The following is a 13,030-nucleotide window of genomic DNA, read 5'->3' on the forward strand; positions in this document are numbered from 1 at the left end:
TAATGACTAAGGACAAATGACAATCATCACGAGTAATCGAGCTATTTATGACTAGCAAACCCGTCATCTCTATTAAAAATCTCGACCACCACTTTGGTCACGGCTCACTCCGCAAGCAAGTTTTATGTAATATCAACTTAGAGATTAATGCTGGTGAAATTATTATCATGACTGGGCCTTCTGGTTCTGGAAAGACTACCTTACTAACCTTAGCGGGTGGGTTGCGTTCTGCTCAATCTGGTAGTTTGCAGGTGTTGGGACGAGAACTTTGTGGTGCTAGTGCTGAAGAACTAGTGCAAGCGCGACGCCGTAACGGTTATATTTTCCAAGCACATAATTTGCATGGTAGTTTAACGGCACTCCAAAACGTCAAAATGGCTTTAGAATTGCACAAACATCTTGGGTTAAAAAAGATGCGAGCTAGGTCAGCCCAAATGTTAGAGCAAGTAGGATTGGGAAATCATTTGCATTACTATCCTGATAAACTGTCTGGGGGACAAAAACAACGAGTAGCGATCGCTCGTGCTTTAGTCAGTCATCCTCAAATAATCCTCGCGGATGAACCCACCGCTGCCCTTGACAGTCAATCAGGACGAGATATAGTCAATCTCATGCAAAAATTGGCAAAAGAACAAGGCTGTACCATCTTGATGGTTACTCATGACAACCGCATCCTAGACATTGCCGATCGCATAGTTCAGATGGAAGATGGCATACTCAAGTCAAAAGTAATACTTTCAGCCTCAAGTTAATTAACGTATTCCCTGATTCAGAGTTGATTTATAAAGTAAATCTGAAGTGTGGCGTGGCAGACTCACATTTTTGCCTTAGTATCATAGTTTTTTGGCAACTAAAGCGCTATTCTCAGTAAGTTTTAAAATATTTCCAAATGGTATGTATATAGTTTAATTTATCTTCACTGACTTACTTACCTAGTTTAAGTAATTTCCCCATACCAATTTCAACCTAACAATGTGATATTAGTGTCCAGTTGAAAAAGTGTCCAGTTGATTCCAAGATTTCCTTCAAGTATTATTTATGTAATCACAGTTAAATTTTATGCTCATTGCCAATGTCATACACCTTGGTTATTAGAGTTAAAACCAATTTCCTAAAATTACAGATAAAATGATTTGCCCTTGCAATCCATAAGTACCTGGAGAATTTCCGAAAATTTATGGTTGTCAACAACATCGGCTTCAAACAGGAAACACTAGCGATAATAAGCTAATCTATTTTCCAATACAAGCAAGGGTTTTTGTAGTTCTATGATTATTGAGAATAGCGCTAGTAGTTCAAACAAAAATTTGCTCGGTTTTGATGTCAAAACTTTGACAGCCAATTGCCGTGCAATAAATGTGTTAAAGGGAATATTTGCTGTTCTCCCGATGACCTTGGCATTACCTGTAGATGCTTTGCAAGTAAAGGTGATTCCAACTAATCCTAAATTAGGGGATACACTCTCGGTGCAGATTAATCTAGATAATCCAGAGAATAGTACAAAACCAACAGTAGCCAGTGGAAAGAATACATACCCAGCCTTTGAAATTGCGCCCAATCAGTATCGGGCTTTTGTTCCCACAACTCCATTAGAAAAAGCTGGAACTAGAACACTTCGGGTTGCGGGGGATGGTCAAGTGCAAAACTTAGCAGTGAATGTGCTTAATCGCAAATTCCCCGTACAACGTATTACTTTGCCACCTGGTAAAGCTGGAGTGGATGCTACAGAGTATGAACTTAAGCGTGTGGCAGCTTTTAAGGCGCTACAAACACCAGAAAAGTATTGGAATGGAGTATTTCTGAAGCCAAATGCAGGGCGGATGAGTACAAACTATGGTGTACGTCGCTACTATAATGGTACATTTGCAAAAGACTACTATCATCGTGGTCTTGACTACGCTGGTGCTGCCGGTTCACCGGTAATTGCCCCAGCCGCTGGGCGAGTTGCTTTGGTAGGTAGGGTATCCCAAGGGTTTCGGATACACGGTAACGTAGTTGGCATTGACCACGGTCAAGGAGTAACTAGTATTTTCATGCACCTGAGTCGTATTAACGTTAAAGAAGGTGATTTTGTGAAAGCTGGTCAACTAATTGGTGCAGTAGGTTCAACAGGTGCTGCCACGGGGCCACATTTACACTGGGGTCTATATGTCAACGGACAATCTGTTGATCCAACACCTTGGCGAACTAAGGTTGTTAACTAGTAGAGGCAGAATTGATCCTGTCTTTGCATAATTTGTGTATTTTTTGCTGAGAATTAGGCAAAATAAATTGGATTGATACCGTCCCTACCAAGCTTTGCCAACATAAATGATGATAAGCGTTATGAGTATCGAAAAAATTGTAGAACAAGCTCTCCAGGATGGTTATTTGACACCAGCTATGGAAGCAGAAGTCGGTAGAATCTGTGATAACGCCTCAGAACTCTCAATTGAAGAGTATATGGCGTTAGATCGCCTGATGGGTGCGTTATTGACTGGTGAGGTAGTGGCGGTACCTCGCAAACAATTCATTAACGTTATGGAAGAATTGGTGCTGACAGAAGCGATCGCCCGAGTCGCAGAAATTGAAGCCACTAGCGAAAGTTCTCTAGATGTCGGGGATATTGCCGCTTACGCTCTCAATCGGCTACCACCTTTGTATGCTACTACAGAAGAGGGTGCTAACTTCCAGCGCCAAACGGCTCAGGCACAACTGCAAGACTTAATTTCTCAACAAATAAGCGAGGCGATTAACCGTTACCTCGATCGACCCAATTTCTTCCCAGAACGGCAAGCATTGGGTAAAAATACTGGCAATGAGGTTGTACGCCAAGTTAGTGCTTTACTCCAAACATACGCGCCTAACTTTGAGCAAAAATTATAATTTTAAGAGTCATTAGTCATTAGTCATTAGTCATTGGTCATTTGTTTTAGACAAAGGACAAAGGACAAAGGACTAATGACTCTTAACTAATTAATCACGTACTAACACTTTTGTCCCTATACTCACTTGCTCATATAACAATCGGACATCAGAATTACGCATTCTTAAGCAGCCGTGGGATACAGCCGTTCCTACCAGGTCAACATCCGGCGTGCCATGAAAGCCAATTTCATTCCGTCCATCTGACCAAAAACCAATCCATCTATCTCCCAAGGGACTATCCGTACCAGCCTCAAATACTTTGCCAGTAATCGGGTGACGCCAGATTGGATAATGTCGCATGTGGATCACCTGGAAAGAACCTGTGGGCGTTTCCCAACCTTTCTTGCCGACAGCAATGGGATAGCTGGCGATCACCTCTTCTCCTGCATATACATAAGTGCGGCGATCGCTTAAATCAACCACCACTTGCGTCTTGACATTTGCCAGCCTACTAGATGGTACTTGTTGGGCTGAAGCCTGAGACCACAGACCTTTTGGCCAACTATCTGCAACTGGATTTTGTCTTTCTACTGGCGCTACCAGTTGCGGCTGAGTTGGTAAGTCGCTTGCTTTAGCTACATTATTCTTAATAATTTGGGGTTTAGTTTGAGGCTTAATGGTAGCAGGCTTGAGTTTAGAAGCCCTACGAATAGTTGCTTTCGCTAGATTCTTCTTAATTATTTGCGACTTAATGGTAGAAGACTTGAGTGTAGAAGCTTTACGAGTAGTTGTTTTAGCTAGATTCTTCTTAATTATTTTTGATTTAGTTTTAGGTTTAATAGCAGAGGACTTTGGTGTAAACGTCCTCTGGGCAGTCGAGCCTTGGGTAACTTCATCAGGTGGCACAGATCCACCCAGCGCAATTTCCCCCAAACTCACTTGGGAAAGATTCTTGTAGACTCCTTCAGTCCGGCTTCCCTTAAGATTGGTTCGGGTAGAATCTCGCCGCATCGAAGTAGATGCAGACTTCTCATACTGCCGTTCCGCCGTACTAATGCGCCAATGGACAGCTAAGGATAAAAATGCTGTGCCAAAACAAAGCAGCATTACCATACGCCCTACAGATTCGTTTCTTACCATTGCCATCGCCTATTGTTTATCCCTGACATATCCAGCCGAGCAATTGGATGAGTTCATCATCCGGTCATCAAAAATTTATCAATACTTATCATTTCCGCTATAAATCTGCCAACACCTCTGGGCAAACTAAGACTATGCAAATTTTCCCAGCGGCAAAACTTCAAGTGAGCAACCTCATTCCTCCAAAGTTTTGAGGGTCGTAAGCCTCTCCTCAGACTTTTTAGTGGAACTCTTGAAATGTAGCAATCAATCATTAATGGTGTAGGTGGATGAAAAACCATGTTTGAAAAACTATTGCTAGCGGTAACAATTACATTTTCCCTCAATTTATTTTTTCAAGTTCGCGTACCAGAGCAACATAACTCTAGTACTGCTTTCGGTCCACAATCAGAACAATCAGCAACTATTCTGGTAACGAAATCAAAAAATTAAATCACCATCTTAGCAACCACAGCAACCTAACTTCCAGAAATTATTACCCGAATTTTAAAGGTATCAAGAAGTTAGAATTACAAAATTTTATCTTCATTTTTATAGCTAAATTTAATTATCTCGAGCAAGCGTATATACCCAGTTGCTAAAAGTACTAAAATGTGCATTAGATCGCGCCTTTGTTCGTTGATAGGTCTTAGGCAACTATGGGAGCAGTATAAGGAAAAGTGGCTCTGCTTATTGCTACAAATATATCCAAAATTGTCTGCTTCAGTGTTCCAGTCATAAATCCGTCACCTGAGCATGGAACTTCTGTACCATTAGCAGGTCTAATAGATAGGGATGATTTAGAGCCAGTACGATCTATGAGTCAATCGATTACTGTATCCTGGTCAACGGTTGATGCAAAGTATCCAGAAGCATCAGTGCAAGTTGACAAACTCCCTAACCACGATTTAATTTTGCGCTGTCAAGCCGGACTGCGACCAGATCGTGCTGCTTTTGCGGAACTATTACGCCGCTATCAAAGTCAAGTCGATCGAGTTCTATACCACTTAGCTCCAGATTGGCCTGACAGAGCCGATTTGGCTCAAGAAGTTTGGATTCGAGTGTATCGGAACATTAACCGATTACAAGAGCCTGCTAAATTTCGGGGCTGGTTAAGCCGCATTGCCACGAACTTGTTTTACGACGAGTTACGTAAACGCAAGCGGGTGATGAGTCCTTTGTCACTGGATGCTCCCCGTTCCTTAGAGGACGGCGAGATGGATTGGGAAATCGCTGGTGATACCCCAGGCCCTGAAGAAGAACTGACAACGAGAGAATTTTACGAGCAATTGCGGGAAGCGATCGCGGATTTACCAGAAGTTTTTCGTACTACCATTGTCCTCAGAGAAATCGAAGGCATGGCTTATGAAGAAATTGCCGAAATCACTGGAGTTTCTCTAGGAACTGTGAAGTCCAGAATAGCCAGAGCTAGATCGAGGCTGCAAGCCCACTTGCAGAATTATCTAGACTCATAATTTTCTTAATTTACAGTATCTTGCTTCTGCCCAATGGCAAAATTTAAGCATAGATTAAAAATTACTAGAAAGACGTAGATTGTTTCTGCCTAAAGGTAGAAAATTGGCTAATTCTCCCAAAATTCCCGCCCAGTTTACCCGTGTATGAATTGGTAATAATGTTAAGATGACTACTGATTCTCAGTTTTACGACCGTTCTCCTTTGCAACTTCCTCAAGATTTGTCAGATGGAATGGCCAAGCATACCAATGAATCAACGGGTCTTATGGATATGGTGAAGCGCGATCGCTTCGAGTTATTGAGTGCTTACCTCGATGGTGAAGTCACAGCCACCGAACGCAGGCAAGTAGAAGAATGGCTGGCAAATGATGCCTCAGTTAAATGTTTGTATGCCCGACTGTTAAAACTGCGCCAAGGTTTGCGGACGCTCCCAGTGCCAGCAGCCCAACAGTCGCCAGAAGAAACAGTTGGGCAAGTATTGACACGTTTGCGCCGCCGCTCCCGTTTAAACTGGATAGCGGCAGGTGCAGCTGTTGCTGCTTGTGCGATCGGTGCAATATCTGGCTTAGTAGGTGGTGGTTCGATGGTGCCGCAACTGGCGCAACAACCACAAAGAGAACCGATACAAACGTCCTCAGCGTCTATAGTTCCCCCTTCCCCGCTGATGGTGGGACTAAATAACCCGGTAATTGAAATTCCGAAAGCAGCAGTAGCCTCTCCAGAAAATTCAATTTATCAGGTTCAGCCGCAACGACACGACCCCAAACAGGACATAAACTAATCGCAAAGTTTACAGTTCAAAACTGTACTCTAGGGTTAAACCACAGCCGCTCCACCAGCCGCTAGGTTGGAGTAAACCTCCTAATTGCTCAACTTGTTCTAGAGTCATTAAATAAACCCAAGCCCAACTATAAGAGAGCGACTGTGGCTCATAAACCTCGATAATTTGTCGATTATAGAGGTTTTCTGGTGTTTGTCTATTGGGCTGGTAATCTTCCAGCACATCTAGCTCATTTAAAATCTTTGGGTTGGAAAAAGAGAGTAAATATCCGTAAACTTGGCTATTCCCTAGCGTCATCGCTGGGTAGGCCATTGGCAGGGCAAATAATTTGCCTTGTACAAAAGCTGTTTTGACATCAACGACTTTGCTAGCACAGTATCTTTTATAGTTAGCTTCACCTGGTTTGAGCGTGCCGTAGACAAAAACCTGTACTAAATCAGAAAATTTTATATTTGATTTAACCATCACCTATTTTAACCATCTAAATTTCTTTTCCTACCACAGGACTGAGTATTGTAAATGCGTGGTGTGAGCATAGCGAAAAAGTGAGAAAGTCTCATTACAGAGACACAAGAATAATTTAGAGAAGAATATCGTAAGTTTCACCAATAATCCCCGCCTCACATCATACTCATAAGAATTAAGTATAATAAGTAGCTAGTTAATATAAGTTATTTGGGCAATTTAAGAGAGTAGTTAGATCCACTCTTAAGCCTTCTCATGATCATTTCTAGCCCACAGGAAGCACAGATACAGATTAGATTTTTTGAGGATATTTACAAACCTAAAATAGAAAAACTTCCACTTCTGAGAGATGTCGATATAGATCATGGTAGAAGAGTACTCAATACAGAAGCGGAATGTGATAAGTATATTGCTCTCTACGGCGGACACCACTTTCACAAGCTCTATGCAGCCTTTCCTTCAACTAACTTTCACTACACAGAAGGTAAAAGCGTAGAAATCATCGACTGGGGATGTGGGCAGGCGCTTGCAAGCTGCGTTTTAATCGACTATCTTATCGAAAAACGCATCAGTCCTAAAATAGAATCAATTACACTCATAGAGCCATCTTCGATTGCCTTGTGGCGCGGCTACAGCTTTGTTCGCCAAATATTACAACCTGCTTTCTCTAATAACTCTCGAATCCAAACTGTCAACAAGTGTATAGATAACTTAAATTGTAGTGACTTTGTTTCAAGTTATAAAAACATTAAGATTCATCTATTTTCAAATATACTAGATGTAGAAGATTTCGATTTAAATAAGCTGTATCAGCTAATAATCAATTCATTTTCAGGATTTAATCGGATTATTTGTACAAGTCCGTATAATAATAAAAGGAATTATAGAATAGATAGTTTTTATCAACTATTCAACGAGCATACTATAGTTAAAAATTCTTTTTACTCAGATGAAGCAATCTCCCAAGAGATTTTTTATAATAACACAGGAAAATTTAAACTTAGCAGAATACAAAGGTATGAAAGGCAGTTTCTTATAAAAATTTGAGAAAAACTTTATGAAAAATAGACCAGGCGGTAATGCAATTCAGGGAGACTTATTTTCCGGGTTTAACTCTGTTGTAGATGAGACAATAGAGAGTATGCATAAAGAAGTTTTATCTATGCAAGATGCAGATGTTAGTTTCTATCGGAATTTTTTTAATCAGCAAGATAGCGATGAGCTTTTTCAAACCTTGTTTAACGAAATACAATGGCGACAAGACAAGATGAAAATTTATGGTAAGGAAGTAAACTTACCAAGAAAAACAGCTTGGTATGGAGATAGAAATATGTCATATAAATTCTCAGGGATTCATCTTGATCCAGAACCTTGGATACCTACACTCTTACAAGTAAAAGAGAAAGTTGACAAAGTTGCAAAAGTTAAGTTTAACAGCGTTTTACTGAATCTTTACCGAGATGGAAAGGATGGAATTTCTTGGCATACAGATGCTGAACCAGAGCTAGGGAACAATCCAGTAATTGGTTCTGTTAGCTTTGGCGGAGCAAGAAGGTTTATGTTTAGGCATAAACACAATCAGGATTTAAAAGCTGAAATTGAGTTAATACATGGTAGCTTCCTTCTGATGGCAGGTGCAACACAGCATTTTTGGCAGCATCAAATCCCCAAAACATCGAAGCAGGTTCAACCAAGAATCAATTTAACTTTCCGGGTAATTAATAGTTAAACAATTAAGTGTAAGTGCTACTTTCCTTTTTTATCATCCAGTGCTTTCTGAATCGCTTCTCTACAGAATTCAGCAGGGTCATCTTGTGCTTTCACCTCTTGCTTCATCTTTTCAGTAGCACGGAAACTAATAGTAGTCGTTAATGGTTCCTCTCTGTCTGTGGTGAAATTTTTTAAATTTTCTGGACTACCCTTAGGATTAGGCATTGTTGAGAAATGTAAATATAGCTTGAACTGCGTGCAAACGAGCAATTAGAGTTTTAAATCGGTGGTGTCCTCACCTGATAAATGGTTCACCACCGATACCACTTTTGAGAAATGGTAATTCTATGTTTACACGTTCAGAACTCGAAATAAAGACTGTTCCTGAATTACAGGATTTATGCCGTCGATACGGTATTCGCCCTACAGGGAGTGCAGCGTACAAACCAAGCTATATCACTTCTTTAATAGCATTTCCGATCTTAGCGATTCAACAGATGGAAGTAGGGAGAGGGTTAAAGTCACCTTCCCTTGCTTCTATACAGGTTTTTAGTTCAGCGATAGATGAGATGGGTACACCTACTAATGAGCAAATAGCGCTGATTAGAATCACACTGGAAGGTAGGCGAATGAGTTACCCAGATAGATTTGAGCAAGAAAGGTTGCTGAACTTACATCTGGCTAAGATGAGGCTTGAACAGGTGATAGCACTGGTGAGTCAGTAGTCCACACTTACAGCATTCTTAACGGACTCCTCAGCAATGGGGAGTTTTTTATAAAACTTGCCGATAGGTAAATAAAGACTGTCCCTGATAGCCTAAGAACTTTAGCGATATAAGTTATAGATAGGAATAGAAAATACAGGAGATTTATAAATTTATTTTATAATTTAATTTTCAAAATTACTAGACATAAAAATCATTTAGTAGTTTATATGTACTAAAAACAGCTAAATACTTAGGATTAGTAGAAATAAAGCGTAATAGGCATGAAACCATTGGAAATACCAAATTCAGTTGATTCTCGATACAATCCCACAGCAATTGAAGAAAAATGGCAAAAAACATGGGTAGAACTTGGCTTAGATAAAACACCGACAGTTAGCAACAAGCCAAAATTTTACGCTCTTTCCATGTTCCCTTATCCATCGGGCAGCCTACACATGGGTCACGTCCGTAATTATACGATTACCGATGTGATTGCCCGCCTCAAGCGAATGCAAGGGTATCGGGTAATACACCCAATGGGCTGGGATGCTTTTGGCTTGCCAGCAGAAAATGCCGCAATTGACCGTGGCGTACCGCCAGCAAAATGGACTTATCAGAATATGGCTCAGATGCGGCAACAATTGCAGCGTCTCGGTTTATCTATTGATTGGGAATGCGAACTCGCTACCTGTTCGCCAGATTATTACAAGTGGACGCAATGGATTTTCTTGCAGTTTTTGCAAGCAGGTTTAGCTTATCAAAAAGAAGCGGCTGTAAACTGGGACCCGATCGATCAAACTGTACTAGCAAATGAGCAAGTTGATAACGAAGGACGTTCTTGGCGCAGTGGTGCAATAGTTGAGCGCAAATTATTACGCCAGTGGTTTTTCAAGATTACCGACTATGCTGAAGAATTACTCAACGACTTGCATCAATTGACAGGTTGGCCGGAACGCGTCAAGTCTATGCAGGCAAACTGGATTGGCAAATCTATAGGCGCTTACTTAGAATTTCCCATCATTGGGATAGATGAAAAAATTGGAGTGTACACCACACGTTCAGATACAGTTTATGGTGTTAGCTACCTAGTGTTAGCACCAGAACATCCTTTAACAAAGCGCGTCACTACAAAAGAACAACAAGCAGCGGTAGAAGCCTTTATTAAAGAGGTTTCTAATCAAAGTGAGTTGGAACGTACTGCTGAAGACAAACCTAAGCGGGGTATACCCACAGGTGGTAAGGCAATTAACCCATTTTCAGGGGAAGAAGTGCCGATTTGGATTGCTGATTATGTACTGTATGAGTATGGTACTGGAGCAGTGATGGGTGTACCGGCACACGATGTCCGGGATTTTAAGTTTGCCAAAAATTATGATTTGCCAGTTGATTTTGTCATAGCTTCCCCAGATGATGTTGCAGGTTTTGACTTAACTCCAACATCAGAGAATGATGAAGTCACTCAACTCATCCAAATTGAATATAACCAGGCATACACTGAACCAGGAATTTTAATTAATTCTGGGGCTTTTACTGGTATGACTTCCACTGATGCTAAACAAGCAATAATTGAATACGCCGAACAACAAGGTTTTGGTAAAGTACGGGTGCAATATCGCTTGCGGGATTGGTTGATTTCACGGCAACGTTACTGGGGCGCACCGATACCTGTAATTCACTGTCCCAACTGTGGGATAGTACCAGTTCCCGATCGAGATTTGCCAGTACAGTTACCGGAAGAGGTGGAATTTACTGGACGTGGTGGTTCACCTTTGACTCAGTTAGAGAGTTGGGTAAATGTACCTTGTCCAACTTGTGGCACTCCAGCAAAGCGGGAAACTGACACGATGGATACTTTTATTGATTCCTCGTGGTATTACTTGCGCTTCCCTGACGCTAAGAATGAACAACAAGTTTTCGATTCTAGTAAAATAAACGACTGGATGCCAGTTGACCAGTATGTGGGTGGGATTGAACACGCAATTTTACATTTGTTGTATTCGCGGTTCTTTACTAAGGTACTACGGGACAGAGGGTTACTGAACTTTGATGAACCGTTCCAACGCTTGTTAACTCAAGGTATGGTGCAGGGTTTAACTTACCTAAATCCTAATAAGGGTGGTAAAGATAAATGGATTCCTTCTAATCTGGTAAATTCAGCCGACCCGCGCGACCCCCAAACAGGCGAACCACTGCAACGCCTCTACGCCACCATGTCTAAATCAAAGGGCAACGGTGTAGCGCCAGAAGATGTAATTTCCAAATACGGTGTAGACACAGCGCGGATGTTCATCTTGTTCAAAGCGCCGCCAGAAAAAGACTTGGAATGGGATGAAGCCGATGTGGAAGGACAATTCCGGTTTTTAAATCGGGTTTGGCGTTTGGTAACAGATTATATTGCGGCTGGGGTATCCCATAAAAAACCCCAATCTGATTTAACTAAGGTAGAAAAGGAATTGCGGCGGGCGATTCACACGGCGATTCAAGCAGTGACAGAAGACGTGGAAGACGAATATCAATTCAATACCGCTATTTCAGAATTGATGAAGTTGAGTAATGCCTTAACTGATGCTGACGGCAAAAATTCACCAATTTACGCAGAAGGTATTCACACTTTGGTGGTTTTACTAGCACCATTTGCACCACATATTGCTGATGAATTGTGGCATTTATTGGGTGAAAGTGATTCAGTTCATACTCAAACTTGGCCATCATTTGACCCAGCTGCTTTAATAGCTGATGAAATCACTTTAGTGATTCAAGTTATGGGTAAAACTCGCGGCTCGATTCAAGTACCAGCACAAGCAGATAAAGCAGCGTTGGAAAAATATGCTCGTGAATCAGAAATTGCCCAGCGTTACATCGAAGGTAAAGAGATTAAAAAGGTAATTGTGGTGCCTGGAAAGTTGGTGAATTTTGTAGTTAGCTAAGTACAGTTTTGCATAAAATCGTGGCAAATTGAGAGTTGAAATTTAAACGCAGATGCGCTTCTCTACGAGACGCTACGCGAACACCTTACCATAGGGAATTCGCTACGAATTAATGAAATCTTGTACTTAGCAATTGATAAAATTGTAAATTTAGCCTGACAAAACATCAGAGGATTTACATCCGTGACACTCAAAGAGTTAGAACAACAACTTCTTGCCCTCAGTCCTGATGAAAAATTGCAGGCTATACAGTTACTTGCTCAAAGTCTCGGCAACAATTGGCAAGGAATTGAAAAAACTCCTAGAGTTTGTGGTGGAGAGGCTCGCATCGCTAAAACTCGTATTCCTGTTTGGGTACTTGTGGAAGCTCGCGGTCTTGGATATAGTGATGCTGACCTTTTGACGAGCTATCCAACTATTACAGCTACAGATTTAGCTAATGCTTGGGTATATGCAGAAGCTCATCCCGATGAAATCGAATTGGCAATTGAGCGTAATGAGGTAGCCTAATCAATGGCACGGTTTTACGCAGATGAGCAGTTTCCCTTTCCAGTTGTGGAATTATTACGCGATTTGGGGCATGATGTTTCGACAGTTCAAGAAGCAGAAAATGCAGACAAGGTATACCTGATGAGGAAGTGCTAGCATTTGCCATAAGTCAAGAACGCTCAATATTAACTATCAACAGAGTTAATTTATCCGTTTGCATCGTCGTGATTCTAACCACTTCGGTATTTTTGTTTGCACGAATAATCGTAATTGGCAACAATTTGCAGCACGGATAGATGAGGCTGTGGCAAAAGAAGAACCTTTGCAAGGAAAACTAATTCGTGTGGTACGTCCAGTAACTTAACAAGGTTTTGATGGTACGCACAAATGCTTGAGTTATCAAGTATATGTTGCAACAATTTTTATACCAGTAGGTTCCTTCTCTGGTATATGTGTATTTAAAAACATCTATCCGATTGTCCAGAGAGGTGGACTGTTTTATTTATACAC

15 protein-coding genes are annotated in these 13,030 nt (G+C 41.2%); 12 read left to right on the forward strand and 3 right to left on the reverse strand.

Annotated features, from left to right (window positions below; translation table 11 throughout):
- Window positions 1-47: 47 nt before the first annotated feature.
- From RMZ95_RS09990 to RMZ95_RS10000, 3 genes are all read left to right on the forward strand, one after another.
- Window positions 48-752 carry a DevA family ABC transporter ATP-binding protein gene (locus RMZ95_RS09990; protein ID WP_322686817.1) on the forward strand — a complete coding sequence of 235 codons (705 nt, stop codon included), beginning with the start codon at window positions 48-50 and terminating at the stop codon, window positions 750-752.
- A gap of 516 nt (window positions 753-1,268) precedes the next feature.
- Entirely contained in the window at window positions 1,269-2,204 is a 936-nt protein-coding gene (locus RMZ95_RS09995) for a M23 family metallopeptidase (protein WP_322671389.1), read from the forward strand.
- A gap of 121 nt (window positions 2,205-2,325) precedes the next feature.
- Complete coding sequence (locus tag RMZ95_RS10000; RefSeq protein WP_190909652.1) at window positions 2,326-2,865, forward strand: late competence development ComFB family protein; 540 nt, start codon at window positions 2,326-2,328, stop codon at window positions 2,863-2,865.
- Between the two features lie 90 nt (window positions 2,866-2,955).
- On the opposite strand, the gene RMZ95_RS10005 is transcribed toward RMZ95_RS10000, so the two are convergent.
- Complete coding sequence (locus RMZ95_RS10005; RefSeq protein ID WP_322686919.1) at window positions 2,956-3,558, reverse strand: L,D-transpeptidase; 603 nt, start codon at window positions 3,556-3,558, stop codon at window positions 2,956-2,958.
- 1,226 nt (window positions 3,559-4,784) lie between these two features.
- Here RMZ95_RS10005 and RMZ95_RS10010 point away from each other — a divergent pair.
- Together RMZ95_RS10010 and RMZ95_RS10015 are read left to right on the forward strand one after the other, a co-directional pair.
- Complete coding sequence (locus RMZ95_RS10010; RefSeq protein WP_094352725.1) at window positions 4,785-5,441, forward strand: sigma-70 family RNA polymerase sigma factor; 657 nt, start codon at window positions 4,785-4,787, stop codon at window positions 5,439-5,441.
- A 166-nt stretch (window positions 5,442-5,607) separates the two neighbouring features.
- Window positions 5,608-6,222 carry an anti-sigma factor family protein gene (locus RMZ95_RS10015; RefSeq protein WP_322686816.1) on the forward strand — a complete coding sequence of 205 codons (615 nt, stop codon included), beginning with the start codon at window positions 5,608-5,610 and terminating at the stop codon, window positions 6,220-6,222.
- Window positions 6,223-6,231: 9 nt separating this feature from the next.
- Here the strand turns inward: RMZ95_RS10015 and RMZ95_RS10020 are convergent, their stop codons facing one another.
- The gene (locus RMZ95_RS10020; RefSeq protein WP_322686815.1) at window positions 6,232-6,687 is read right to left on the reverse strand and encodes a gamma-glutamylcyclotransferase; all 456 of its coding nucleotides are present in this window, start codon (window positions 6,685-6,687) and stop codon (window positions 6,232-6,234) included.
- 255 nt (window positions 6,688-6,942) lie between these two features.
- On the opposite strand from RMZ95_RS10020, the gene RMZ95_RS10025 reads away from it, so the two are divergent.
- Window positions 6,943-7,734 (forward strand): hypothetical protein, encoded by a 792-nt coding sequence (locus RMZ95_RS10025; protein WP_322686814.1) that lies wholly within the window; start codon window positions 6,943-6,945, stop codon window positions 7,732-7,734.
- 10 nt (window positions 7,735-7,744) lie between these two features.
- A complete protein-coding gene (locus RMZ95_RS10030) occupies window positions 7,745-8,416 on the forward strand; it encodes an alpha-ketoglutarate-dependent dioxygenase AlkB (RefSeq protein WP_322686813.1) in 672 nt (223 codons plus the stop codon).
- A gap of 17 nt (window positions 8,417-8,433) precedes the next feature.
- On the opposite strand, the gene RMZ95_RS10035 is transcribed toward RMZ95_RS10030, so the two are convergent.
- The gene (locus tag RMZ95_RS10035) at window positions 8,434-8,622 is read right to left on the reverse strand and encodes a hypothetical protein (RefSeq protein ID WP_322686812.1); all 189 of its coding nucleotides are present in this window, start codon (window positions 8,620-8,622) and stop codon (window positions 8,434-8,436) included.
- A 122-nt stretch (window positions 8,623-8,744) separates the two neighbouring features.
- On the opposite strand from RMZ95_RS10035, the gene RMZ95_RS10040 reads away from it, so the two are divergent.
- The 5 genes from RMZ95_RS10040 to RMZ95_RS10060 all read left to right on the forward strand — a co-directional run bounded on the left by RMZ95_RS10040 (window position 8,745) and on the right by RMZ95_RS10060 (window position 12,884).
- Complete coding sequence (locus RMZ95_RS10040; RefSeq protein WP_322686811.1) at window positions 8,745-9,122, forward strand: hypothetical protein; 378 nt, start codon at window positions 8,745-8,747, stop codon at window positions 9,120-9,122.
- A 263-nt stretch (window positions 9,123-9,385) separates the two neighbouring features.
- The gene (gene leuS, locus RMZ95_RS10045) at window positions 9,386-12,031 is read left to right on the forward strand and encodes a leucine--tRNA ligase (protein ID WP_322686810.1); all 2,646 of its coding nucleotides are present in this window, start codon (window positions 9,386-9,388) and stop codon (window positions 12,029-12,031) included.
- 183 nt (window positions 12,032-12,214) lie between these two features.
- Entirely contained in the window at window positions 12,215-12,541 is a 327-nt protein-coding gene (locus tag RMZ95_RS10050) for a DUF433 domain-containing protein (protein ID WP_322686809.1), read from the forward strand.
- Between the two features lie 3 nt (window positions 12,542-12,544).
- Window positions 12,545-12,676 carry a DUF5615 family PIN-like protein gene (locus RMZ95_RS10055; protein WP_322686808.1) on the forward strand — a complete coding sequence of 44 codons (132 nt, stop codon included), beginning with the start codon at window positions 12,545-12,547 and terminating at the stop codon, window positions 12,674-12,676.
- A gap of 58 nt (window positions 12,677-12,734) precedes the next feature.
- Window positions 12,735-12,884: a hypothetical protein gene (locus RMZ95_RS10060; RefSeq protein ID WP_322686807.1), complete on the forward strand. Its 150-nt coding sequence runs from the start codon at window positions 12,735-12,737 to the stop codon at window positions 12,882-12,884.
- Window positions 12,885-13,030 lie beyond the last annotated feature (146 nt).

The sequence above is a fragment of the Nostoc sp. DedQUE07 genome, from assembly GCF_034530975.2.
Lineage (GTDB): Bacteria > Cyanobacteriota > Cyanobacteriia > Cyanobacteriales > Nostocaceae > Nostoc.

What these genes read in the sequence shown, in the direction of transcription:
- RMZ95_RS10025 (WP_322686814.1), top strand. Translation starts at nt 6,943, where the DNA reads ATGATCATTTCTAGCCCACAGGAAGCACAGATACAGATTAGATTTTTT.
- RMZ95_RS10015 (WP_322686816.1), top strand. Translation starts at nt 5,608, where the DNA reads ATGACTACTGATTCTCAGTTTTACGACCGTTCTCCTTTGCAACTTCCT.
- RMZ95_RS10040 (WP_322686811.1), top strand. Translation starts at nt 8,745, where the DNA reads ATGTTTACACGTTCAGAACTCGAAATAAAGACTGTTCCTGAATTACAG.
- RMZ95_RS09995 (WP_322671389.1), top strand. Translation starts at nt 1,269, where the DNA reads ATGATTATTGAGAATAGCGCTAGTAGTTCAAACAAAAATTTGCTCGGT.
- RMZ95_RS10020 (WP_322686815.1), bottom strand. Translation starts at nt 6,687, where the DNA reads ATGGTTAAATCAAATATAAAATTTTCTGATTTAGTACAGGTTTTTGTC.
- RMZ95_RS10030 (WP_322686813.1), top strand. Translation starts at nt 7,745, where the DNA reads ATGAAAAATAGACCAGGCGGTAATGCAATTCAGGGAGACTTATTTTCC.
- leuS (WP_322686810.1), top strand. Translation starts at nt 9,386, where the DNA reads ATGAAACCATTGGAAATACCAAATTCAGTTGATTCTCGATACAATCCC.
- RMZ95_RS10000 (WP_190909652.1), top strand. Translation starts at nt 2,326, where the DNA reads ATGAGTATCGAAAAAATTGTAGAACAAGCTCTCCAGGATGGTTATTTG.
- RMZ95_RS09990 (WP_322686817.1), top strand. Translation starts at nt 48, where the DNA reads ATGACTAGCAAACCCGTCATCTCTATTAAAAATCTCGACCACCACTTT.
- RMZ95_RS10010 (WP_094352725.1), top strand. Translation starts at nt 4,785, where the DNA reads ATGAGTCAATCGATTACTGTATCCTGGTCAACGGTTGATGCAAAGTAT.
- RMZ95_RS10055 (WP_322686808.1), top strand. Translation starts at nt 12,545, where the DNA reads ATGGCACGGTTTTACGCAGATGAGCAGTTTCCCTTTCCAGTTGTGGAA.
- RMZ95_RS10035 (WP_322686812.1), bottom strand. Translation starts at nt 8,622, where the DNA reads ATGCCTAATCCTAAGGGTAGTCCAGAAAATTTAAAAAATTTCACCACA.